The following is a 23530-nucleotide window of genomic DNA, read 5'->3' as shown; positions in this document are numbered from 1 at the left end:
GTCAGTCCCGGCCCCCGGTCAGTACAGGCTCAGCAGGGCCTCCACCGCGTCCGGGGCCGGCGAGCCCTCGTCCGGCAGGCCCAGCTCGAACCAGACCGTCTTGCCGTGCGGCGTGCGGCGGCTGCCCCACGCCGCGCTCAGCAGGCCCACCAGCTGGAGCCCGCGCCCGCCCTCGTCCGTGTCGCGGGCCCGCCGCCGCCGCGGCTGGACGTGGCCGCCGTCCCAGACCTCGCAGACCAGGGTGCGGTCCAGCAGCAGCCGCAGCCGGATCTCCCCCTCGCCGTAGCGCAGGGCGTTGGTGACGAGCTCACTGACCAGCAGCTCGGTGGTGTCGATCAGGTCGACCAGCTCCCAGCTCTCCAGCTGGTCGCGGGCCAGCTCGCGGGCCCGGGCCACCGAGCGCGGCTCCGGCGGCAGCGTCCAGTCGCCGACGCAGCCGGGGCGCAGGCCCCGCAGGCGGGCCATGAGCAGGGCGATGTCGTCCTCGCCGTGGTGGGTGTCCAGGGCGCTCAGGACGTGGTCGCAGACGTCCTCCAGGGGCCTCTCGGGGTCGGAGAGGGCATCGCGGAAGGCCTGGAGGCCCTCGTCCAGGGGATGGTCGCGCGACTCGACCAGCCCGTCGGTGTACAGGGCCAGCAGCGCACCGTCCGGCAGCTCGACCTCGGTCTCCTCGAAGGGCTCGCCGCCGACGCCCAGCGGCATGCCGGGCGGCACCTCCAGGAGCATGGCGGGCTCGCCCGCCTCGACCAGCACCGGCGGCAGGTGGCCGGCGTTGGCGACCGTGCAGCGCCGGGTGACCGGGTCGTAGACGGCGTAGACGCAGGTCGCCAGGTAGACCTCGGAGAGGTCGGCGGGGCGGACGCTGCCGCGCACGCCGCGCGAGGCGGACTGCTTGCCGCCGGGCCGGCCCAGGCCGTGGGCGATCTCGTCGAGGGCGGAGAGGACCTCGGCGGGCTCGAGGTCGAGCATGGCCAGCGTGCGGACGGCCGTGCGCAGCTCGCCCATGGCGACGGCGGCGCGCAGGCCGCGGCCCATGACGTCCCCGACGACGAGCGCCGTGCGGTGCCCGGGCAGCTCGATGACGTCGAACCAGTCGCCGCCCACCTCGGTGGCGGCGTTGCCGGGCAGGTAGCGGCAGGCGATGTCGACGCCGGCGGCCTCCGGGTCGCCGGGGGGCAGCAGGCTGCGCTGGAGGATCAGGGCCCGCTCGTGCTCGCGCCGGTAGAGGCGGGCGTTGTCGATGCAGACCGCGGCCCGGGCGGCGAGCTCGACGGCGAGGGCGGTGTCGCGCTCCCCGAAGGGCTCGCTGCCCTTGGTCCGGGAGAACTGGGCGAGCCCCACGACGGTGTCGCGCGCCACCATCGGCACCGCGAGGGTGGACTGCACGACCGCGCCCAGCTCGGAGCCGCCCTCGTCGTTCTCGCGGCCGGGGACGACCTGGACGTGGGCCGTGCGCAGGGCCTGGGCGCACTGCGAGTGGAAGGGGTAGCGGTGCACCTCGCCGACCTGGATGGGCTTGTCGTCGGGGTCGACGGGCGCCCCGGAGACGGCGCTGGAGTAGGCCACCCGGCGCAGTTCCGCGCTGCCGTCGGCCAGGCCCGGCGGCGCCTCGTCACCGACGAGCAGGCCCTGGTAGAGGTCGACGGAGGCCAGGTCGCAGAACTGCGGGACGGCCACGTCGAGGAGCTCGCGCGCGGTGGTCTCGAGGTCGAGGGAGTTGCCGATGCGGGCGCCCGCCTCGTTGAGCAGCGCCAGGTTGCGCCGGACGCCGGCGGCCTCGCGCTCGGCGCGGCGGCGGCCGGTGATGTCGGTGGCGATGGCGGCGACGCCGATGGGGCGTCCGCTGCCGCTGTGCAGCCGGTAGAGCGAGACCGACCAGCGGCGCCGCTCGGTGTGGCCCGGCACGGGGCCGACGAGCTGGATGTCCGTCATCTGCTTGCCGGTGTCGAGGACTTGGCGCAGCGCGGCCGTCAGCCGCTCGGCCTCGGTGCGGGGCAGGAAGTCGTGCGGGGTGCGGCCGCGGTGCCATGAGGCGGGGCGGCCGAAAGTCTGGGCGAAACTCTCGTTGACGCGCAGCAGGGTCAGGTCGGTACCGAAGAAGAAAAAGCCGAGCGGAGATTGGCCGAAAACGGCTTCCGAAGCGGCGATGTCCGTCTCTATTCCGCGCAGCGCCCGGACGTCGACGGCGACGCAGAGCGCGGCGCGGTCGCCGTCGGCGTTCTCACTGGGCATCACATAGATCTCGGCGAGGCCCGGTTGGCCCCCGTCGCGCTGGTAGGGGACGAGGCCGGTCCAGGCGCGGCCGTCGAGGCCGCCCTCGGCGAGGAAGGGCACGGTGGGCCGGAGGGGCCCGGTGCGGGCGTCGGTGGACGCGAAGACCTCCGCGGGGTCCTTGCCGACGGCGTGCCGGGCCGCTATCCCGAACAGCTCGCTCGCCCGCTGGCTCCACTGCTCGATACGGCCGTCGGAGCCGAGGGAGAACGAGGCCACGCGGATGTAGTCGTAGAGGGACCCGGGCGGGCTGTTCTGCCACAGCGAGGTGGTGTCCGTACCCTCTGACCTGCCCGCAGTACCCGCTGGCTTTTCGCTCACGTGCCCGTCCCCTCCGGCTCATGTGCTCGCACCGGCATCAGAAGGCCGAGTATCCAGCACAGGGGCCCTTCGGAACACGGACTTCACGATCACAGCACGGTCTCAACCCGCTATGTCTCCTCCCCGGGTTACTAACCGGGCAGGCTCAGCTCGAACCACACCGTCTTGCCGGTATTGCCCGGTCGGGTTCCCCAGCGTCTGGAGGCCAAAGCCACCAGCTGCAGTCCCCGTCCGCCCTCGTCGTCGGCGTCGGCCACGCGCTCGCGGGGCGGGTCGGGCAGCGGGTCGGAGACCTCGACGAGGAGCGTGGGGCCCGCGTGGGAGTACATCCGGACGCCGATGGGGCCGCTGGCGTACCGCAGGGAGTTGGTGACGAGCTCGCTGACCAGCAGGACCGTCACATCGGTGACGGCCTCCAGGCCCCACTCGCGCAGGGTGTCGCGGACGAGGGTGCGCGCGGTCCGTACGGCGCCGGCCTCGGCGGGGAAGCTCCACTCGGCGAAGCCGGGCGTCCATGCCAGGGTCCCTGCGCTGTCACTCACGCCGACCACTTCCCGGGAACGCTGTCGACCCCACCCCCGGCATGTCCGGCTTTGGGGATAATAATCAGCACATACCCGGTATAGGGGTCGGCCTATCTTCCTGCCGGGGGCCTGTCCGTCGCAAAGGGCGCATTCGGCGTACGCCGGGTGCCTACGGGGCGTATGAGCCGCAGGTCAGCGGGGGTACGGGGGGATGACGTCCGCCTCGGCGAGCAGCCGGGCGGCCAGGGCCACGGCGGGGCGGTCCTGCTCGAGCCAGTCGACGTCGCCGACGCGGTCGGGGGTGAGCCAGCGCAGCTCGTCGTGGTCCTCGAGGGGGCGGGGCTCGCCCGCCAGCAGCCGCGCCGTCCACACCTGGAGGACATAGCCGGGCTTGAGGGCCCATTCGCCTTCGAGGCGCTCCAGCGGCTCGGCCTCGATGCCGAGCTCCTCGCGCAGCTCCCGTACGAGCGCCTCGCGGGGCGTCTCGCCGGGTTCCATCTTGCCGCCCGGCAGCTCCCAGCGGCCGGCCAGCTCGGGCGGGGCGCTGCGCCGCGCGGCCAGCAGCCGCCCCTGGTGAAACACCGCTCCGCCCACCACCACGCGCACCGTCGTCATGAGGGGCAAGCCTACGGCCCGGGGCCTCGCCGGGCCGGACCCGGGACGGCGCCGGGCCTGGGAAGGCGCCGCCCCGGGGGCGCACACCCGGGGATGCCGCGCGCCTGTGCGCGCCGGCCTCCCCGGGAAGCGGCTAGGAGACCGCCCGGCCGACCCGCTCGACTATGTAGAGCTGCTGGCGCCCGTGGGCGTCCAGCCGGTCGGCCACGCGCTCGGCCTCCGTCCTGGTGGCGTAGCGCCCGACGCGGTAGCGGTTGCCGTTCTCGTCCTGGCGGATCACCAGCCAGGGCAGGACCGGTCCGGTGTCAGTCATCGCTCCTGCCCTCCCGCCGTCGCCGCGCGCACCGGCGCACGCCCTTCGGTGACTTCCGAAGAAACCGCAGTCCGCATATGCCCGAGCGTACGCCCGACCTTTACGCAGCGGATATGGGTTTTCACGAAGAGGTACGCATTCGGCCACCCGTGAGGGTTACTTGGCCGGGGCGAGCTCCGCTTCGTCGGCCTCGTCGGCCGCCTGGGCCTCCGTCATTTCCTTCTCGACCTGAACAAGCGTCGGGTTGCGCCACGCGCTGCTCACGCCCCACGCGTAGAAGGCCAGTGCGATCAGGACAACGACGAGGATGTCCCAGCCCTGGGCGAGGTAGCCCTTGCCGCCGAACTCGGTGCCGCCGGCCCACGAGACGAACGCCATGACCAGCAGGTAGGCCACCATCCAGGCGCCGGCCTTCAGGTGCGGCTTCAGCTCGGCCCACGGCTTGCGCAGCTCGTACCAGGCCCAGATCGGCAGACCGATGGCCATGATGAAGATGACCTTGCCCGTCAGCGGCCAGCGGGCCCAGTACATGACCAGCGAGCCGAAGATCATCGCGATGGGCGCGATGACCGGCATGGCCTTCAGCTTGACCGGGCGCTTCATGTCGGGCGCGATGCGGCGCAGCGACATCACGGCGACGGGGCCGGTGATGTACGAGATGACGGTGGCGACACCGACGATCTCGGCGATCGAGCCCCAGCCGCGGAAGACGGCCAGGAAGACGAAGGAGATCACGAGGTTGAGCAGCAGGGCCGGCTTCGGGACGCCGGTCTTGGGGTCGACCTTGCCGAAGACCTTCGGCAGGTGGCCGTTCTCCTGGACGCCGTGGATCATGCGCGAGGTGGTGGCCGCGTAGATCATGCCGGTGCCCGACGGCGAGACGAAGGCGTCCGCGTAGAGCAGCAGGGCGAGCCAGTTCAGGCCCCAGGCGACGGAGAGGTCCGCGAGCGGGGACTTGTAGGCCAGGGCGTTCCAGCCGCCGGAGAGGTCCGCCGCCGGGACCGCCATCAGGAAGGCGATCTGCAGGGCGATGTAGATGACCAGGGCGATCAGGATGGAGCCGATGACGGCCTTCGGCAGCGACTTGCCGGGGTTGCGGGCCTCGGCGGCCATGTTGAGCGGCGACTGGAAGCCGTTGAAGGCCCAGACGATGCCCGCGACGGCGACGGCGCTGAAGACGGCGCTCCAGCCGTTGGGGGCGAACCCGCCGTGGTCGGTGACGTTGCTGGTGTCGAAGTGCGCGAAGATCAGCGCGCCCGCGGTCAGCACCGGTACGACGACCTTGAACACGGTGATCGCGTTGTTCGTCTTGGCGAACAGGGTGATCGCGAACCAGTTCAGGAAGAAGTAGAAGACCACCAGGACGCTGGCGGCCGCGATGCCGGTGCCGGTGAGCTCCTTGCCGTCGAACAGGCTCTCGGCCCAGCCGAAGTCCCACGAGCTCATGTACTGGATCGAAGCGGTCGCCTCACCGGGGATGACGGAGACGATCGCGATCCAGTTGGCCCAGGCGGCCATGTAGCCGGCCAGCGAGCCGTGCGAGAACTGTCCGTACCGGACCATGCCGCCGGCCTTCGGGAACATCGAGCCGAGCTCGGTGTAGGTGAGGGCGATGGTCAGCGCCACGATGGCGCCGATGACCCAGGCGAAGATGGCGGCGGGGCCGGCCAGCACGGCGGCACGCTCGGCACCGAACAGCCAGCCGGAGCCGATGATCGACCCGAGCCCGACGGCGGTCAGCGCCGTCGTGCCGAGGGTCCGGCGGTAATTCGAGTGGGAACCCTGTTCGGTGCTCAAACCCCGGATCTCCTTTTCCTTCTACTCCCTCACGGGCGGGACACAAACCGCACCAGCGTACGAGCGATTTGGCCGAGTTGGTTCCGCCAAAAGCCCCTGACCAGGGACTATGTGAGGTTTGCAACATCCAAGTTGCACACTTGATACCGGGGCGAAACGGGGCAAAGCACACACTTCCTACCCGCTGGTACGGACCAGCGGGCAGGGTTTCGGGGTCTTGCGAAGCCGACTTTCGCGTCAGTTCATACGCGGTTCACGGCTACTTCACCGGCAGGTGGTAAGCGACCCGGTAGCGCTCGGCGAGCATCACCACATCGGCGGTCTCGACCGGGCAGCCGCCCGCGCAGTACGTCCGCGAGACCACCAGCACGACATGCCCGGGGACCCCGCCGAGGGCGAGGGTCTCCTCGGCCAGCCCGGGGCGCGCGCTGACCTCCTCGGTGACGTTGTCCACGATGAGGTCGATGGCGGCCATCCGCTCGACCACCCCCCGCCCGGCCAGCGGCCCCTCCTCGGGCAGCATCACGGGCGTACGGCCGGTGAGGGCGAGCGGCTCCCAGGAGGTGGAGAGCATGCACGGCTCCCCCACCGACCGGAAGAGATAGTCGGTCCGCATCACCCGGTCACCGGGCGCGATCCGCAGCCGCCGCGCGGTGGCCGTATCGGCCGGCCCCTGCTCGCTGCGCGACTCCCAGGTGCCCTTGACCCGGTCGTCCGCCTGCTCCTGCCGGAACGGCGTGGACTCCCCCACCGCCCGGTACCCCGTACGCACCAGGGCCCGCGGCACGGGTTGCTCCCGCACATACGTCCCCGACCCGGAGCGCCCCTCGACGAGCCCCTCGGCCATCAGGACCTTCCGGGCCTCCAGGGCCACGGTGTCGGAGACTCCGTACTGCTCCCGGATGCGCGCCTGGGAGGGGAGCCGGGTGTGCGGCGGCAGCTCGCCGGCGACGATTTTCTGGCGGAGATCGCCGGCGACGCGAAGGTATGCGGGCTGGTCACCGAAGGCCACGTCCACTCCCAAGGGGTTGACAGTCCGCAACAGCTTGGCAACCGTAGGTTGTGATCCGCAACTCTAGGCCAAGGAATCACCGGATGTGGTGAATGGCAGCTCAGGCCCGTGCAGTTGAGATCAACGGGGCACATGCGGCAAGCACTCACCGGCGGCAAATCCGCAACTATGCAACAAAACCCGGGCGCGTCGCCGAGAACCCCGGATCCGGGCCCCGGACGGCGGGGAGCGGCGCGGAAACGCGAAGGGCCGCACTCGGACGAGTGCGGCCCTTTACTGCTGCCTGAAGCGTCAGACGTTGAAGCGGAACTCCACCACGTCGCCGTCCGCCATCACGTAGTCCTTGCCCTCCATGCGCGCCTTGCCGGCGGCGCGGGCCTCGGCGACGGAGCCGGTGGCGACCAGGTCGTCGAAGGAGATGACCTCGGCCTTGATGAAGCCCTTCTGGAAGTCGGTGTGGATCACACCGGCCGCCTCGGGGGCCGTGGCGCCCTTCTTGATGGTCCAGGCGCGGGTCTCCTTGGGGCCGGCGGTGAGGTAGGTCTGCAGGCCCAGGGTGTCGAAGCCGACGCGGCCCAGGGTGGCCAGGCCGGGCTCGTCCTGGCCCATGGACTGGAGCAGCTCCAGCGCCTCCTCGTCGTCCAGCTCGATGAGCTCGGACTCGATCTTGGCGTTGAGGAAGATGGCCTCGGCCGGGGCGACCAGCGCGCGCTGCTCGTTCTTGAAGTCCTCGTCGACCAGCTCGTCCTCGTCCACGTTGAAGACGTAGAGGAAGGGCTTGGTGGTGAGCAGGTGCAGCTCGTGCAGGAGGTCACCGCGCTCGGTGCCCTTGGTGATGCCCGCCGAGAACAGGGTCTGGCCGGCCTCCAGGATCCCCTTCGCCTCCTCGACGGCGGCGAGGACGGCGACCTTCTCCTTCTGGAGGCGCGACTCCTTGGTCAGGCGCGGGATCGCCTTCTCCACCGACTGCAGGTCGGCGAGGATCAGCTCGGTGTTGATGGTCTCGATGTCGTCCTTGGGCGAGACCTTGCCGTCGACGTGGACGACGTTCTCGTCCTTGAAGGCGCGGATGACCTGGCAGATCGCATCCGACTCACGGATGTTCGCGAGGAACTTGTTGCCCAGGCCCTCGCCCTCGGAGGCGCCGCGCACGATGCCGGCGATGTCGACGAAGTCGACCGTGGCGGGGAGGATCTTCTGCGAGCCGAAGATCTCCGCCAGCTTGGCCAGCCGGGCGTCCGGCACGCCGACGACGCCCACGTTGGGCTCGATGGTGGCGAACGGGTAGTTGGCCGCCAGCACGTCGTTCTTGGTCAGGGCGTTGAACAGGGTCGACTTGCCGACATTCGGCAGACCGACGATTCCGATCGTGAGCGACACGTGGCGACTTCCCGTAGTTCCCGTAGTAGCGAGGGTTCCGCGCCCCGTGACGCGCCCGGTCATCCAGTCTACGGGTCCCGCTCCCGCACCCGCCCCGGACGGAGGATTCCTCGAACACATGGCCAAGGTGGCTCAAACGGCGTGTCCAACGACGGATTCCGCATCCGTGCCCGCCTAGTTTGGTCGCGTGGAGCAACCCAGCACGCGTATGCCGCAGCGCAAGGTCCGCCGTGGGTCCCCCGTGCCCCGTCCCGCCGCGCCCGTCGGGCAGCGCGAGGGGGTCGCCTTCCGGCGGCCGCGCCCCGGCCGCCCCGGCCGCTCCGCCCCGCCGCTCGGCCGTCTGCCGGCGGCCCGCCTGACGGGCCTGGGCAGCGGGCTGCTCACCGCCCTGGCCATGCTCTCGATCGGCTACCTGGACGCCACGCTGGTGGGCGGCAACGCCAAGGTGTACGGGGTGTTCTTCCTGCTCGGCAGCGCCGCCTGCGCGCTGTGGGTGCGCCCGGCCGAGCTGATGACCGCGCCCGTCAGCGTGCCCATCGCCTTCGCGGTGGGCGCGGTGCCGCTCAGCGACGGCACGGGCGGCTTCGGCGGCCGGGTGATGAGCCTGGTCACCCTGCTGTCGCTGAACGCCGGATGGCTCTACGCGGGCACACTGCTGGCCGCACTGATCGCGCTCGTCCGCAGGGTCATGCTGATCAGGGCACGGAGACGGGCCCGGAGCCGGCTGCGGAAGCGGCCATCGCAGCCCCCACGATCCCCGCGTTGTTCTCCAGCTGAGCGGGGACGATTTCGGCGCTGACGCCCTCGATCAGCGGCAGGAACTTCTCCGCCTTCCGGCTGACGCCCCCGCCGATCACGAACAGCTCGGGCGAGAAGAGCATCTCCACATGGGCCAGGTACCGCCCCACCCGCTTGGCCCAGCGGCTCCAGTTGAGGTCCTCCTTCTCCTTCGCCCGGGTGGAGGCGCGGGTCTCCGCGTCGTGGCCCTGCAGCTCCAGATGGCCCAGCTCGGTGTTGGGCACCAGCCTGCCGCCGGTGAAGACCGCGCTGCCGATGCCCGTACCGAAGGTCAGCACGATCACCGTGCCCGTACGGCCCCGGCCGGCCCCGAAGGTCATCTCGGCCAGCCCGGCGGCGTCCGCGTCGTTCAGTACGGTCACCGGCGCGCCGATGCGCCCGCCGATCAGTTCGGCGGCGTCCTGGCCGATCCAGCCCTTGTCGACATTGGCCGCCGTCCGGGTCGTCCCGCCGACGACCACGCCGGGGAAGGTCGCCCCGACCGGCCCGGACGGCCTGCCGAAGTGCTCGACCACCTGCCGGACGCAGTCGGCGACCGCGTCCGGGGTGGCGGGGTGCGGAGTGAGCACCTTGAAGCGCTCCTCCGCGATCTCGCCGCGCTCCAGGTCCACCGGAGCGCCCTTGATGCCCGATCCGCCGATGTCCACGCCGAATACGTTCATACCGCCACGCTACGGGCTGAGCGCGGCCGTCACCCCTCGGATCGCCTCATCCCCCGGACGGGGTACCCGGCCGCCCCACGAGCCCGGCGGCCTCGGACCGCAGGTCACGGCGGAGCTCCTTGGGGAGCGAGAAGGTGATCGACTCCTCGGCGGCCGTGACCAGCTCGACGTCCTCGAAGCCGCGCTGCGCCAGCCACTCCAGCACGCCCTCGACGAGGATCTCCGGCACCGAGGCGCCCGAGGTCACACCGACCGTGGAGACGCCCTCCAGCCATGCCTCGTCGATCTCCTCGGCGTAGTCGACGAGGTAGGAGGCGCGGGCGCCGGCGCCCAGGGCCACCTCGACGAGGCGGACGGAGTTCGAGGAGTTCCGGGAGCCGACGACGATGACGAGGTCGGCGTCGGCGCCCATCTGCTTGACGGCGATCTGGCGGTTCTGCGTGGCGTAGCAGATGTCGTCGCTGGGCGGGGACAGCAGGTTCGGGAAGCGGCCCTTGAGGGCGTCGACGGTCTCCATCGTCTCGTCCACCGACAGGGTGGTCTGCGACAGCCACACGACCTTGTTCTCGTCGCGGACCTCGACCTTGGCCACGTCCTCCGGCCCGTCGACGATGGTGATGTGGTCGGGCGCCTCACCGCTGGTGCCGACGACCTCCTCATGGCCCTCATGGCCGATCAGAAGGATGTCGTAGTCCTCCTTGGCGAAGCGGACGGCTTCCTTGTGCACCTTGGTCACCAGCGGGCACGTGGCGTCGATCGTCGCCAGCTTGCCCCGCCGGGCCTCCTCGTGCACCGCCGGCGCGACACCGTGGGCGGAGAACATGACGATGTTGCCCTCGGGCACCTCATCCGTCCTGTCGACGAAGATCGCGCCCTTCTTCTCCAGCGTCTTGACCACGTACTTGTTGTGGACGATCTCGTGCCGTACGTAGACGGGGGCGCCGTACTGCTCGAGCGCCTTCTCGACGGCGATCACGGCACGGTCCACGCCCGCGCAGTAGCCACGAGGGGCGGCGAGGAGGACTTTACGGGCGGGCGTAGCAGTCATGCCGTCCATCGTAAGGGCCCGGCCCCACCGGCGTGGCCCGGCCACCGCCCGGTGCCGCCCCCGAATACTGACCCCATGGCCACCCCACCCCCGGGCGGCGGCGACGGCACCCTCCGCCGCACCCTCACCTTCCGTGACCTGGTCGTCTACGGTCTGCTGTTCATCGCCCCCATGGCCCCGGTCGGCGTCTTCGGCACGCTCGACGCGAAGTCGCACGGGGCGGTGGCGCTCGTCTACGTGGTGGCCACGGCCGCGATGGCCTTCACGGCCTACTCGTACGCGCAGATGGTGCGGGTGGCCCCGCGGGCGGGCTCGGTCTACACCTACGCGCGGGTGGGCCTGGGCGACGGGGCGGGCTTCGTCGCGGGCTGGATGGCGATGCTGGACTACCTGCTGATCCCGGCGGTCGCCTACCTCTTCTCCGGCATCGCGATGCACGCGCTGGTGCCGTCGGTCCCGAGCTGGGTGTGGACGGCGGCCGCGGTGCTCGTGACGACCGCGCTGAACCTCACAGGCGTACGGGCGGCCGCGCTCGTGGGCTTCCTGGTGCTCGCCATGGAGATCGCCGTGCTGGTCGTCTTCGTGGTCGCGGCGGCCGTCGCGCTCGCCCAGGACGGGGCGCGGCGCGGGTGGCTGTCGCCGCTGACCGGGGAGGGCGGCTTCGACGCGGCGGCGGTGGTGGGGGCGGTGTCGGTGGCGGTGCTGTCGTATCTGGGGTTCGACGCGATCGCCTCCTTCGCGGAGGAGTCGGCGGGCGGCTCGGAGAAGGTGGCGCGCGCGGTGGTCACCTGCCTGGCTGTGGCGGGCGTGCTCTTCGTCCTCCAGACCTACCTCGCGGCGCTCCTCGCCCCCATGTCCCCGGCGGAGCTGGCAGCGAAGCCGGCGGGCCAGGGCTCGGCCTTCTACGACACGGTCGACTCGGCGACGGGCCCCTGGCTGCACGACCTGGTGGCGGCCAGCAAGGCCGTCGGCGCGGCCTTCGCGGCGCTGGCCGGCCAGGCGGCCGCGGGCCGCCTGCTCTTCGCGATGGCCCGCGACCGCCGGCTGCCGGTCCTCCTGGCCAAGGTCGACCGCGGCTCGGGCGTGCCGCGCCCGGCGCTTCTGGGGGCGGCGGCGGTGACGCTGGTGGCGGCGGTCTGGGCGGCCCGCCGGGACGACGGCCTGGACCGCCTGGTGTCGGTGGTGGACGTGGGAGCGCTGTGCGCCTTCGGCCTTCTGCACCTGTCGGTGATCGGGTGGTTCGGGGTACGGGGGAGGGGGGAGCGGGAGGTCGGGGTGGTGCGGCATGTCGTGGTGCCGTTGGTGGGGCTGGCCGTGGTGGTGGGCGTCGTCGTCGAGGCGTCTACGGCGGCGCAGGTCGTGGGAGCCGTGTGGCTGGGGGCGGGCCTCGCCGTGCTGGCGGGGCAGCGCCTCCGTTCCGGGGAACCGTGACAGTGGTGACCGATCCGGGTGCGGGCCGGTGGTCACGTTTGTGCCCACCCGTTCCGCCCTGCGGAACGATTGCCCACAAACAGGCGGCGGGGGCGGCTGCCCGTAAACGGGCCTGTCGGTGGTCAGCGCTACGCTCGCCCCCATGGCTGCCCATACGTCGCCCGACGCACCGCTTCCCGTCGGTCAGGTTTCGCGCCTCATCGGCGGGTGGATCGACCGGCTCGGGGCCATCTGGGTCGAGGGACAGATCACCCAGCTGTCGCGCCGCCCCGGTGCCGGCGTCGTGTTCCTGACGCTGCGCGACCCCTCGCACGACATCTCCCTGTCCGTCACCTGCTACCGCGCCGTCTTCGACCGCGTCGCCGACGTCGTCTCCGAGGGCGCCCGCGTCGTGGTGCACGCCAAGCCCGAGTGGTACGCCCCGCGCGGCCAGCTCTCCCTGCGCGCGGCCGAGATCCGCCCGGTCGGCGTCGGCGAGCTGCTGGCACGGCTGGAGCAGCTGAAGAAGTCCCTGGCCGCGGAGGGCCTGTTCGCCGACGGGCGCAAGCGCGCCCTGCCGTTCCTGCCCCAGCTCATCGGCCTGGTCTGCGGCCGCGCCTCCGCCGCCGAGCGCGACGTGCTGGAGAACGCCCGGCACCGCTGGCCCGCCGTCCGCTTCGAGGTCCGCAACGTCCCCGTGCAGGGCGTGCACGCGGTGCCGTCCGTCGTGGCGGCGGTCAAGGAGCTGGACGCGCACCCCGAGGTCGACGTCATCGTCGTGGCGCGCGGCGGCGGCAGCGTGGAGGACCTGCTGCCGTTCTCCGACGAGGAGCTCGTACGCACCGTGGCCGCGTGCCGCACGCCCGTGGTGTCGGCGATCGGTCACGAGCCGGACACCCCGCTGCTCGACCTGGTGGCCGACCTGCGCGCGTCCACGCCCACGGACGCGGCGAAGCGGGTCGTGCCGGACGTCGGCGAGGAGCTCACGCGCGTACGGCACCTGCGCGAGCGGGCCCTGCGGTGTGTGACCGCGCACCTGGACCGCGAGGAGCGCGGGCTGGCGGCGGCGCGGGCGCGGCCCTGCATGGAGCGGCCGCAGCGGATGGTGGACGAGCGCGAGGAGCAGGTGGCCGCCCTCGCGGCGCGCGGCCGCCGCACGCTGGGCCACCTGCTGGACCGGGCGGCGTCCGAGCTGACCCACACGCACGCGCGCGTGGTCGCGCTGTCGCCGGCGGCGACGCTGCGCCGCGGCTACGCGGTCCTGCAGCACGCCGACGGCTCCGTGGTGCGGGCGGCGGACGAGGTCGCGGCCGACGAGCAGCTGCGGGCGCGCGTGGCGGAAGGCGAGTTCGCGGTGCGGGCCGTTGTCACACCGCCCGCCTAGGCTGTGGGCCATGGCGACGACAACGGACGCGGACGCGACGGATGCGCTGGGCTACGAGCAGGCGCGGGACGAGTTGATCGACGTGGTGCGCCGGCTGGAGGCCGGGGGCACCACGCTCGAGGAGTCGCTGGCCCTGTGGGAGCGGGGCGAGGAGCTGGCCAAGGTGTGCCGTCGCTGGCTGGACGGCGCCCGGGCCAGGCTGGACGCGGCGCTGGCGGAGGAAGAGACCGAGCAGGAGAACGACGGCACCTCCGAGGCGAACCGGTAGACAACAGCCGGTAGACAACAGCACGGCGTGAGCTGCGTCTCACCTACCCCCGATTTAGTTGAAAATTCATACATCTGCTCCCTACAGTGGCGTCATGACTATCGCCCTTGACTCCGCTGCCCAGGACCTTCTCTTCCGTGAGGCCCACACGGCCAACACGTTCACCGACGAGCCTGTCTCCGACGAGCAGGTCCAGGCGATCTACGACCTGATCAAGCTCGCCCCCACCGCCTTCAACCAGTCGCCGCTGCGCATCGTCCTGGTCCGCTCGGCCGAGGCCCGTGAGCGCCTCGTCTCCCACATGGCCGACGGCAACCAGGCCAAGACCCGTACCGCGCCGCTGGTCGCCATCCTCGCCGCGGACAACGAGTTCCACGAGGAGCTGCCGGCGCTGCTCCCGCACTTCCCGCAGGCCAAGGAGCTGTTCTTCAGCGAGCGCCCGGTCCGCGAGCAGGCCGCGCTGGTCAACGCCACGCTGCAGGCCGGCTACTTCATCCTCGGCATCCGCGCCGCCGGTCTGGCCGCCGGCCCGATGACGGGCTTCGACTTCGCGGGCGTGCAGAAGGAGTTCCTGGACGACGACCACACCCCGCTGATGGTCATCAACATCGGCAAGCCGGGCGAGGACGCCTTCTACCCGCGCTCGCCCCGCCTGTCCTACGACCAGGCCGTCACGACCGTCTGACGTAGAAGATCCTCTGCCGCCCTACCCCCCCCGGGGCGGCAGACCCGCCTGTCCCACTTCCCCCCGTGGGACAGGCACCGGCCGCCGCCGCTCAGCCCGGGGTGTTCGCCTGCTGGGCGTCCGCCTTCCCGGCCTTGAGCGCGGCGGCCATTTCCTTGAGCCGCTCGTACGAAGCGGTGCCCGTGACGACCGTCGTCACGCCCTTCTCCTCCCGCACCAGGGCGTTGTACTTGGGGCCCTCGTAGCGCTGCCAGGTGGTGTCGCCCACCGTGGCCGTCTCATGGGTCTTCTCGGCGCGCTGGCTGACCTCGTCGATGAAGGGGCGCGCCGGGCCGTCGCTCTGCTCGACCGCCACGTACTGCGTCTGCGGGTCCAGGAAGCCCAGGTGCCACACCGAGCCGTCCTTGCCGCCGGCCTTGTACGAGACCGAGGTCGCGCGCCAGTCCTTGCCGAGCCCCTCGGGGGCGGCCACCGCGTACGGCGCGGCGCGCCGGGCGGTGTCCAGCTCCACCCGGTAGCTCACCGTCCTGATGGGGTCCTTGCTCTCGTCGTGCGGGATGAAGAGGTAGCTCAGCCCCGCCACGGGGACGACCACCGCCATCGACAGCACCATGTTGCGAATCGTCTGGGTCTTGCCGTTCCTACCTGCCACGGACCCATCGTCCCCCATACCGGGATCGATCTTGACAGCGACCTGACGCCGCTCATGCGTGGGGCGCCCTGCTCACCTTGGCAATGAACCGATAAAGTCATGAGCACCCTCACCCTCCTGGCCCACCCGGGGAAGGAGGGGCCCCACGGCCGTTGCCGTACAGAAAGGTGCGCCCCGATGAGCGACCATCACTTGCCGTCCCAGCTCGAGGTCAGCCCGGAGGCGCCCGACCGCAACCTGGCGCTCGAGCTCGTCCGGGTCACCGAGGCGGGCGCCATGGCGTCGGGCCGCTGGGTGGGCCGTGGCGACAAGAACGGCGCGGACGGCGCGGCCGTGCGGGCCATGCGCGCGCTGATCCACACCGTGTCGATGAACGGTGTGGTCGTCATCGGCGAGGGCGAGAAGGACAACGCCCCCATGCTCTACAACGGTGAGCGCGTGGGCGACGGGACCGGCGCGGAGTGCGACGTCGCCGTGGACCCCGTGGACGGCACCACCCTGACCGCCAAGGGCATGGCCAACGCCGTCTCCGTGATGGCCGTCGCCGAGCGCGGCACCATGTTCGACCCGTCCGCGGTGTTCTACATGGACAAGCTGGTCACCGGCCCCGAGGCCGCCGACTTCGTCGACATCGACGCTCCCGTGGGCGTGAACATCCGCCGCATCGCGAAGGCGAAGCGTTCCTCCCCCGAGGACGTCACGGTCGTGGTCCTGGACCGCCCCCGTCACGACGGTCTGGTCAAGGAGATCCGCGAGGCGGGCGCCCGCATCAAGTTCATCTCGGACGGCGATGTGGCGGGCGCCATCATGGCCGCCCGCGAGGGCACCGGCGTGGACCTGCTGCTGGGCGTCGGCGGCACGCCGGAGGGCATCATCGCGGCCTGCGCGATGAAGTGCCTCGGCGGCACCATCCAGGCCAAGCTGTGGCCGAAGGACGACGAGGAGCGCCGGCGCGCCCTCGACGCCGGCCACGACCTGGACCGTGTCCTGCACACCGAGGACCTGGTCAGCGGCGAGAACGTGTTCTTCGTGGCGACCGGCATCACCGACGGCGAGCTGCTGCGTGGCGTGCGCTACCGCGGCGAGACGGCCACCACGCAGTCCCTGGTGATGCGCTCCAAGTCCGGCACGATCCGCCTGATCGACTCCGAGCACCGGCTGTCGAAGCTGCGCGCCTACAGCTCGGTGGACTTCGAGCGCCCCAGCTGACGCACGCCGCACACCGCACAGCAACGGGCCGGGCCCCGCCGTAGAACGGCGGGGCCCGGCCCGTTGGTAAGCGGTGACGACCGTGGTCGACGAACCGCGGGGACTCAGCCCGCGGCGGCGATGCGCGTGGCACGCTGCAGCTCCGCCTCGCGGCGCCGGCGGCGGGCCAGCACGACCCGGCGCTCGGCGGCGGTGAGCCCGCCCCAGACCCCGTACGGCTCGGGCTGGAGCAAGGCGTGCTCGCGGCACGCGACCATGACCGGGCAACGGGCGCAGACGCGCTTGGCGGCCTCCTCGCGTGAAAGGCGGGCGGCCGTGGGTTCCTTTGATGGTGCGAAGAAGAGCCCGGCTTCATCCCGGCGGCACACCGCCTCCGAATGCCAGGGGCCGGCCTGTTCCCGAGCGGAAATCCGCTGGGACGGTACGGCGGCTTCCTGCAGGGGCTGATGCGGTAGCAGCACGGTCCACTCCTGACGACGGCTTTGCTTGGCCGATTGAGTCACCTTTGCCCGCCTCGACGTGCACGGCCATTCGCACCCGCAGCCGTACGAGAGACGATGCACCAAGCTTTACCCGCTGTGCGCGAGCTTATTCACACCGTTGCCATGAGTGGAATGCGGTCGGTTGCCGTCGCGTCACGGTCAGTTGGCCGTCCGCAGGTTCTTCAGCCGCTTGCCCCGTCGCCGCCGCGCCTCGACGCCGCCGAAGAGGGCGAAGCCCGTGACCATCACGACGGGGGCGTCGGGGTCCGCGTCGTCGCCGGTCCGCACGTCGAAGCCGCCGAAGATTCCGGTTCCGGTGCAGCGTAGGGAGATGTTCTCGGGGAGTTTGATCTCGATGCCGCCGAAGACGGCGCAGGCGTTGATGACGACCTCGCGGTGCTCGAAGACGGCCTCGGTCAGGTCGATCTCCACCCCGCCGAACAGGGCGAACGCGTTGGTGCGCGGCCGCACCCGCCAGCGCCCCTTGCGGGCGGCGCCGCCGAAGACCGCGATCAGGTTCTCGGCCGCGTGCACGGCGGGGCGCACGGAAGCGTCGTGCGGGCGCACGGGGGCGGGTCCGGCGGGTATCGACCGCCCCGTGGGCAGATCGCGCACCAGCGGCTCCAGTTCGCCGTGCGTCCTGGCCTCGTAGACGGCGCCGATCCGCTCGGCGTGCTCCTCGGCGGTGAGCCGCCCCTCGGCCAGCGCCTCGCGCAGGATGTCGGCGGTCCGGTCGCGGTCGGCGTCCGAGGCGCGCAGGGCGGGCCCGGCGGCCTGTCCGGCCGTCTTGGTCAGCGATACACGGTCTTCGGGTGATGGCTTGTCCACAGCGTCCACGGAAAGCAGCGTAGCCAAACGCGATAGATCGCGATAGTGGCCGACCGCGCCGGTCACGTACTGAGCCTTACCTCACAAACTCCCCGGCCGCGGGGCGGCCTACCCTGGTTGACGCCGCCGAGGAAGCCGGCAACACCATCCGCAGAGTGAGGGAAACGCCGCGATGTCTGCCCAGTCCGCCCGCTCAGAGTTCGCCTACACGGACCTCCTGCCCCTGGGCGAGGACGACACCCCGTACCGTCTGGTCACCTCCGAGGGCGTGTCCACCTTCGAGGCCGACGGCCGCACCTTCCTGAAGGTGGAGCCCGAGGCGCTGCGGAAGCTGGCCGCCGAGGCGATGCACGACATCTCGCACTACCTGCGCCCGGCGCACCTCGCCCAGCTGCGGAAGATCCTCGACGACCCCGAGGCCTCGGCCAACGACCGCTTCGTCGCCCTGGACCTGCTGAAGAACGCCAACATCGCCGCCGCCGGCGTGCTGCCGATGTGCCAGGACACCGGCACGGCGATCGTCATGGGCAAGCGCGGCCAGAACGTGCTGACCGGGGGCGAGGACGAGAAGGCCCTCTCGCACGGCATCTTCGACGCGTACACCAAGCTCAACCTGCGCTACTCGCAGATGGCCCCGCTGACCATGTGGGACGAGAAGAACACCGGCTCCAACCTGCCCGCGCAGATCGAGCTGTACGCGACCGACGGCGGCGCGTACAAGTTCCTCTTCATGGCCAAGGGCGGCGGCTCGGCCAACAAGTCCTTCCTCTTCCAGGAGACCAAGGCGGTCCTGAATGAGGGCTCCATGATGAAGTTCCTGGAGGAGAAGATCCGTTCCCTGGGCACCGCCGCGTGCCCGCCGTACCACCTGGCGATCGTCGTCGGCGGCACCTCCGCCGAGTACGCGCTGAAGACCGCGAAGTACGCCTCCGCGCACTACCTCGACGAGCTGCCCGAGGAGGGCTCGCCGCTCGGTCACGGCTTCCGGGACAAGGAGCTGGAGGAGAAGGTCTTCGAGCTGACGCAGAAGATCGGTATCGGGGCCCAGTTCGGCGGCAAGTACTTCTGCCACGACGTCCGTGTGGTCCGCCTGCCCCGGCACGGCGCGTCCTGCCCGGTGGCCATCGCGGTCTCCTGCTCCGCGGACCGCCAGGCCGTCGCGAAGATCACCGCCGAGGGCGTCTTCCTGGAGCAGCTGGAGACCGACCCGGCGCGCTTCCTGCCGGAGACCACGGACGAGCACCTCGACGACAACGACGTCGTCAAGATCGACCTCAACCGCCCGATGGACGAGATCCTCGCGGAGCTCACCAAGTACCCGGTCAAGACCCGCCTTTCGCTGACCGGCCCGCTGGTCGTCGCCCGCGACATCGCACACGCGAAGATCAAGGAGCGGCTGGACGCGGGCGAGGAGATGCCGCAGTACCTCAAGGACCACCCGGTCTACTACGCGGGCCCCGCCAAGACCCCCGAGGGCTACGCCTCCGGCTCCTTCGGCCCGACGACGGCCGGCCGCATGGACTCCTACGTCGAGCAGTTCCAGGCCGCGGGCGGCTCCAAGGTCATGCTCGCCAAGGGCAACCGCAGCAAGCAGGTCACCGACGCCTGCGGCGCGCACGGCGGCTTCTACCTCGGCTCGATCGGCGGCCCGGCCGCGCGCCTGGCCCAGGACTGCATCAAGAAGGTCGAGGTCGTCGAGTACGAGGAGCTCGGCATGGAGGCGGTCTGGAAGATCGAGGTCGAGGACTTCCCGGCGTTCATCGTCGTGGACGACAAGGGCAACGACTTCTTCGTCGACCCCTCCCCGGCGCCGACGTTCACGTCGATTCCCGTGCGAGGTGGCAACTAGGGGGTCCTTTCCCCGATCCCGCCCCTTCCCGTAACCGGGGCTCCGCCCCGAACCCCGCTCCTCAAACGCCGGAGGGGCTGAAATCAGCCCGTCCGGCGTTTGAGGACAAGCGGGGGTGCTAGGGGCGGCAGCCCCCTGGGAAACTGGGGGCACCTCCCAGCGGTAGCTGGGGGAGAAAGGGCGGGGCTGGGGCTACGCGAAGCGCTGTGACGGCGACCCGTCACACTTCTGCAGCCGCAGCGCGTCCTTCGCCGACGCGAGCGTCAGGCACAGGTCCTGCGCCGCCGCGGGCCGGAAGGTGCCACCGGCCGGCACGAACTGCTGGTTGGCGCCGCCGTGGCAGTTCCACAGCGCCACGGCCGTCCCGGCGCGGTACGCGCCACCGGGCACGTCCACGCACCGGTCGTGCGAGAGCGCGCTGTGCAGGGACTTCTGCCCCGCGTCGTACCACCACTGCTGGTTGCGGCTGCCGGAGCAGGGCCAGCCGCCCACCTGCGTGCCGTTGGCGGAGGCCGCGCCGTAGGCGTCCACGCACGTGCCCGTCGCCGCGCTCTTCAGTGGCCGGAACGCGTCGTCCCAGCCGCCCTTGTACAGCACGGGCTCACCGGTGCTCGCGGGGTCGGCGCAGCCGGCCTGCTGGTAGCCGGAGCGGTAGAGCTGGGTGAGGCACGACGCGAAGGCGCCGTGGCCGCGGGCGTTGGGGTGGAAGGACTGGCGGACGGAGTTCTCGTTCGGCGGGATGGGGTTGGTCAGGTCGACGTAGAGGCCGCGGGCCCAGGTGTCCTCCATGCACACCTCGTGGCCGTGGAAGAGCCGGGAGTTGTCGAGGTAGAGGGCACCGGTGTCGCGGGCGACCCGTGCCATGCCGCGTTCGAAGGCGGGCACGGCGGTGTTGCGGCCCCAGGCGGCGTCGGAGGTGTGGCCGACGCAGCCGCCGGGGATCTTGCCGGGGAAGCGGGGGTTGTCCTGGAAGTCGGGGCCGATGGGGCTCGGGTAGCCCATGACGACGAGCTTGTAGTCGCCGTCGGCGTAGCCCGCGTCCGTCATGACCTTGCGCAGGTCCTGTACGGTCCGCTCGACCTTGGGCACGAGCGCGTCGACGCGCGCCTGCCAGCCCGGGGCGTACTTCGGCTCGCAGGGGCCCTGGAGCGTCAGGTAGCGGGTGACGCAGTCGGTCATGACGGGGCCGAACTGGAGGTCGTCGTTGGCGCCGGCGACGAGCAGCACCATCTTGACGCGCGTGTTGCGGGCCTTGACCGCGAGGTTGTCGCTCTGGACGAGCTCGTCGGCGTACTGCTTGCTGCCGCCGATGCGGATGTTGACGGTGGACGCGCCGGAGCAGGCGACGTTGTAGGTGACGTCGGCGGGGATGGCGGTGCGGTGGATGGCGGCGTCGGGCGAGCGGTGGCACCAGTTGGAGGGGCCGTTGGTGCCCGGCTCGTACGTCCCGACGCCCTCGCCGGAGATCTCGCTGTCGCCGAGGGAGACCAGGGAGGTCTTGCGTGCCTCGAGCGGGCGCTGGGCGGCGTCGCCGTAGAGCTTGAGGGCCTCTGCGGCGCGGACCTTCTCCAGCTCGGGGGAGAGTGGGACGGTGGCGGTGGTGGCGCTCGGGGCCGCGTGGGCGGCCGGGCCGGTGACGGCGGTGGCGCCGAGTGCCGCGGCGAAGGCCGCGAGGGCGGCGAGGGAACAGCGCAGGGTGGGTCTGCGTGTCATGAAGCCTCCACGAGTTCAGTTGTTACTCGCGGTATTTACTAGTCGGTAGTGGCTTTTGGGAACACGGTGAACGAGACAAACGCTGTGTTTGTCAGGAGGTATGACGACGATGAGCGACAGTGGGCAGTACCGGATCGAACATGACTCGATGGGAGAGGTGCGGGTGCCCGCGGACGCCAAGTGGCGGGCCCAGACCCAGCGCGCCGTCGAGAACTTCCCCATCAGCGGGCAGCGCCTGGAGCGCGCGCACATCGAGGCCCTGGGCCGGATCAAGGCCGCCGCGGCCAAGGTCAACGCCGGGCTGGGGGTGATCGAGGAGGACGTCGCGGAGGCCATCGGGGCCGCCGCCGCCGAGGTGGTCGAGGGCCGCTGGGACGACCACTTCCCCATCGACGTCTTCCAGACCGGCTCCGGCACGTCCTCGAACATGAATGCCAACGAGGTCATCGCCACGCTCGCCACCGAGCGGCTCGGCCGCCCCGTCCACCCCAACGACCACGTCAATGCCAGTCAGTCGTCGAACGACGTCTTCCCCTCCTCCATCCACATCGCCGCCACCGCCGCCGTCACCGGCGACCTCATCCCGGCGCTCGAGCACCTCGCCGCCTCCCTGGAGCGCAAGGCGGAGGAGTTCGCGACGGTCGTGAAGTCCGGCCGCACCCACCTGATGGACGCCACTCCCGTCACCCTGGGCCAGGAGTTCGGCGGCTACGCCGCCCAGGTCCGCTACGGCGCCGAGCGGCTGCGCTCCTCGCTGCCCCGGCTGGCCGAACTCCCCCTGGGCGGTACGGCGGTGGGCACCGGCATCAACACCCCGCCCGGCTTCGCGGGCGCCGTCATCACCGAGATCACCCGGGCCACCGGGCTGCCGCTGACCGAGGCCCGCGACCACTTCGAGGCCCAGGGCGCCCGCGACGGGCTGGTGGAGACCAGCGGCCAGCTGCGCACCATCGCCGTCGGCCTCACCAAGATCGCCAATGACATCCGCTGGATGGGCTCCGGCCCGCGCACGGGCCTCGCCGAGATCAACCTGCCCGACCTCCAGCCCGGCTCCTCGATCATGCCGGGCAAGGTCAACCCGGTCATCTGCGAGGCGGTGCTGATGGTGGCCGCCCAGGTCACCGGCAACGACGCCACCGTCGCCACGGCGGGCGCCGCCGGCAACTTCGAGCTCAACGTGATGCTCCCCGTGATGGCGAAGAACCTCCTGGAGTCCGTGCGGCTGCTGGCCAATGTCTCCCGGCTGCTGGCCGACCGCACGGTCGACGGCATCACCGCCAATGTGGAGCGGGCCCGCGAGTACGCCGAGTCCTCGCCCTCCGTCGTCACCCCGCTCAACCGGTACATCGGCTACGAGGAGGCGGCGAAGGTGGCGAAGAAGTCCCTTGCCGAGCGCAAGACCATCCGCGAGGTCGTCCTCGAGTCGGGCTATGTGGACCGCGGGCTGCTGACGAGGGAACAGCTCGACGAGGCCCTGGACGTCCTGCGCATGACCCGTCCGTAAGCCCGGCCGGCTCCGGCGGGCGCCCGGCAGGCGCCCGCTGGACCGTACCTTTGCGGCGCACATCACGGCGCTTTCGTGGCACGGGCACCTAAGATCTGCGCATGGCAGCGGAGACGACGGACGACGCGACGGAATCGGCGGGCAGCGCCCACTGGGCGCCCGGGGACCAGATCCTCTGGCGCTACCGCTCCAACGCCTCCAGCGACGTCCACATCTGCCGTCCCGTCACCGTGGTCCAGGACACCGACGAGCTGCTCGCGGCCTGGATGGCCCCCGGCACCGACTGCGTCAAGCCGCTGCTGGCCGACGGCACCCCCATCCACCACGAGCCCCTGGCCACCCGCTACACCAAGCCCCGCACCACCGCGGTCACCCGCTGGTTCGGCCCCGGGGTGCTCAAGCTCGCCCGGCCCGGCGAGCCCTGGTCGGTCTGGCTCTTCTGGGACCTCGACTGGCGCTTTCGGAACTGGTACGTGAATCTCGAGGAACCCCTCACGCGCTGGGCCGGCGGAGTCGACTCCGAGGACCACTTCCTGGACATCGCCGTCTACCCCGACCGCAGTTGGGAGTGGAAGGACGAGGACGAGTTCGCGCAGGCGCAGCACGCGGGCCTGATGCCCGGCGACCGGGCCGAGCGGGTACGGGCCGCCGGGCGCGCGGCGGTCGGTCTGATCGAGTCCTGGGGTCCGCCGTTCACCGCCGGCTGGGAGGACTGGCGGCCCGACCCGGCCTGGCCGGTGCCGGCCCTGCCCGACGACTGGGACCGCACTCCGGCGCGCATCGGGGCGTGAATCGGGGCGGTAAC

General features: G+C 71.3%; 22 protein-coding genes. 9 read left to right on the top strand and 13 right to left on the bottom strand.

Annotated elements, in window-relative coordinates:
• Positions 1–18: 18 nt before the first annotated feature.
• From ABZ956_RS01205 to ychF, 7 genes are all read right to left on the bottom strand, one after another.
• The gene (locus tag ABZ956_RS01205; RefSeq protein WP_361885126.1) at positions 19–2592 is read right to left on the bottom strand and encodes a SpoIIE family protein phosphatase; all 2574 of its coding nucleotides are present in this window, start codon (positions 2590–2592) and stop codon (positions 19–21) included.
• Positions 2593–2723: 131 nt separating this feature from the next.
• A complete protein-coding gene (locus tag ABZ956_RS01200) occupies positions 2724–3143 on the bottom strand; it encodes an ATP-binding protein (RefSeq protein ID WP_360906557.1) in 420 nt (139 codons plus the stop codon).
• 165 nt (positions 3144–3308) lie between these two features.
• Entirely contained in the window at positions 3309–3731 is a 423-nt protein-coding gene (locus ABZ956_RS01195) for a (deoxy)nucleoside triphosphate pyrophosphohydrolase (RefSeq protein WP_361885124.1), read from the bottom strand.
• A gap of 133 nt (positions 3732–3864) precedes the next feature.
• Positions 3865–4044 (bottom strand): SPOR domain-containing protein, encoded by a 180-nt coding sequence (locus ABZ956_RS01190; RefSeq protein ID WP_360906555.1) that lies wholly within the window; start codon positions 4042–4044, stop codon positions 3865–3867.
• A 156-nt stretch (positions 4045–4200) separates the two neighbouring features.
• Positions 4201–5841, bottom strand: a complete 1641-nt coding sequence (locus ABZ956_RS01185; protein ID WP_361885122.1) for an APC family permease — start codon at positions 5839–5841, stop codon at positions 4201–4203.
• Positions 5842–6100: 259 nt separating this feature from the next.
• Positions 6101–6853, bottom strand: a complete 753-nt coding sequence (locus ABZ956_RS01180) for a GntR family transcriptional regulator (RefSeq protein ID WP_071965240.1) — start codon at positions 6851–6853, stop codon at positions 6101–6103.
• A gap of 291 nt (positions 6854–7144) precedes the next feature.
• Positions 7145–8233, bottom strand: a complete 1089-nt coding sequence (gene ychF, locus ABZ956_RS01175) for a redox-regulated ATPase YchF (RefSeq protein ID WP_361885120.1) — start codon at positions 8231–8233, stop codon at positions 7145–7147.
• Between the two features lie 187 nt (positions 8234–8420).
• Here ychF and ABZ956_RS01170 point away from each other — a divergent pair, with 187 nt between their 5' ends.
• On the top strand, positions 8421–9032 hold the full coding sequence (locus ABZ956_RS01170) for a DUF6542 domain-containing protein (protein ID WP_361885118.1): 612 nt from the start codon (positions 8421–8423) through the stop codon (positions 9030–9032).
• Here the strand turns inward: ABZ956_RS01170 and ppgK are convergent.
• Complete coding sequence (gene ppgK, locus ABZ956_RS01165; RefSeq protein ID WP_361885116.1) at positions 8929–9693, bottom strand: polyphosphate--glucose phosphotransferase; 765 nt, start codon at positions 9691–9693, stop codon at positions 8929–8931. The two genes, ABZ956_RS01170 and ppgK, sit on opposite strands and share 104 nt — an antisense overlap.
• A 46-nt stretch (positions 9694–9739) precedes the next feature.
• Positions 9740–10750 (bottom strand): 4-hydroxy-3-methylbut-2-enyl diphosphate reductase, encoded by a 1011-nt coding sequence (locus ABZ956_RS01160; RefSeq protein ID WP_361885114.1) that lies wholly within the window; start codon positions 10748–10750, stop codon positions 9740–9742.
• Positions 10751–10816: 66 nt separating this feature from the next.
• Here ABZ956_RS01160 and ABZ956_RS01155 point away from each other — a divergent pair, with 66 nt between their 5' ends.
• The 4 genes from ABZ956_RS01155 (at position 10817) to ABZ956_RS01140 (ending at position 14488) form a co-directional block, all read left to right on the top strand.
• Positions 10817–12172, top strand: a complete 1356-nt coding sequence (locus tag ABZ956_RS01155; protein ID WP_361885112.1) for an APC family permease — start codon at positions 10817–10819, stop codon at positions 12170–12172.
• 142 nt (positions 12173–12314) lie between these two features.
• A complete protein-coding gene (gene xseA, locus ABZ956_RS01150; RefSeq protein WP_361885110.1) occupies positions 12315–13535 on the top strand; it encodes an exodeoxyribonuclease VII large subunit in 1221 nt (406 codons plus the stop codon).
• A 10-nt stretch (positions 13536–13545) separates the two neighbouring features.
• A complete protein-coding gene (locus ABZ956_RS01145; protein ID WP_361885108.1) occupies positions 13546–13803 on the top strand; it encodes an exodeoxyribonuclease VII small subunit in 258 nt (85 codons plus the stop codon).
• Positions 13804–13897: 94 nt separating this feature from the next.
• Entirely contained in the window at positions 13898–14488 is a 591-nt protein-coding gene (locus ABZ956_RS01140; RefSeq protein WP_361885106.1) for a malonic semialdehyde reductase, read from the top strand.
• A gap of 91 nt (positions 14489–14579) precedes the next feature.
• Here the strand turns inward: ABZ956_RS01140 and ABZ956_RS01135 are convergent, their stop codons facing one another.
• Positions 14580–15140 carry a DUF4245 domain-containing protein gene (locus ABZ956_RS01135; protein ID WP_361885104.1) on the bottom strand — a complete coding sequence of 187 codons (561 nt, stop codon included), beginning with the start codon at positions 15138–15140 and terminating at the stop codon, positions 14580–14582.
• Between the two features lie 177 nt (positions 15141–15317).
• On the opposite strand from ABZ956_RS01135, the gene glpX reads away from it, so the two are divergent.
• Positions 15318–16349, top strand: a complete 1032-nt coding sequence (glpX, locus tag ABZ956_RS01130) for a class II fructose-bisphosphatase (protein ID WP_361885102.1) — start codon at positions 15318–15320, stop codon at positions 16347–16349.
• Between the two features lie 104 nt (positions 16350–16453).
• Here glpX and ABZ956_RS01125 read toward each other — a convergent pair whose 3' ends face one another.
• Both ABZ956_RS01125 and ABZ956_RS01120 read right to left on the bottom strand, forming a co-directional pair.
• Positions 16454–16810 carry a WhiB family transcriptional regulator gene (locus ABZ956_RS01125; RefSeq protein ID WP_361885100.1) on the bottom strand — a complete coding sequence of 119 codons (357 nt, stop codon included), beginning with the start codon at positions 16808–16810 and terminating at the stop codon, positions 16454–16456.
• Between the two features lie 180 nt (positions 16811–16990).
• Positions 16991–17626 (bottom strand): DUF1707 domain-containing protein, encoded by a 636-nt coding sequence (locus ABZ956_RS01120; RefSeq protein ID WP_361886613.1) that lies wholly within the window; start codon positions 17624–17626, stop codon positions 16991–16993.
• A 205-nt stretch (positions 17627–17831) separates the two neighbouring features.
• Between ABZ956_RS01120 and ABZ956_RS01115 the strand changes: the two genes are divergently transcribed.
• The gene (locus ABZ956_RS01115; RefSeq protein WP_361885098.1) at positions 17832–19508 is read left to right on the top strand and encodes a fumarate hydratase; all 1677 of its coding nucleotides are present in this window, start codon (positions 17832–17834) and stop codon (positions 19506–19508) included.
• 192 nt (positions 19509–19700) lie between these two features.
• On the opposite strand, the gene ABZ956_RS01110 is transcribed toward ABZ956_RS01115, so the two are convergent.
• Complete coding sequence (locus tag ABZ956_RS01110) at positions 19701–21221, bottom strand: ricin-type beta-trefoil lectin domain protein (RefSeq protein ID WP_361885096.1); 1521 nt, start codon at positions 21219–21221, stop codon at positions 19701–19703.
• A gap of 100 nt (positions 21222–21321) precedes the next feature.
• Here ABZ956_RS01110 and ABZ956_RS01105 point away from each other — a divergent pair, with 100 nt between their 5' ends.
• Both ABZ956_RS01105 and ABZ956_RS01100 read left to right on the top strand, forming a co-directional pair.
• On the top strand, positions 21322–22725 hold the full coding sequence (locus ABZ956_RS01105; RefSeq protein WP_361885094.1) for a class II fumarate hydratase: 1404 nt from the start codon (positions 21322–21324) through the stop codon (positions 22723–22725).
• A 101-nt stretch (positions 22726–22826) separates the two neighbouring features.
• Positions 22827–23516: a DUF402 domain-containing protein gene (locus ABZ956_RS01100; RefSeq protein WP_361885092.1), complete on the top strand. Its 690-nt coding sequence runs from the start codon at positions 22827–22829 to the stop codon at positions 23514–23516.
• The last annotated feature ends 14 nt before the right edge of the window (positions 23517–23530 follow it).

It is taken from the genome of Streptomyces sp. NPDC046261 (assembly GCF_040646235.1).
In the GTDB taxonomy this organism is placed as follows: domain Bacteria; phylum Actinomycetota; class Actinomycetes; order Streptomycetales; family Streptomycetaceae; genus Streptomyces.
The sequence above is the reverse complement of the archived record's forward strand: the minus strand, read 5'-3'. Positions and strand labels throughout refer to the sequence as shown.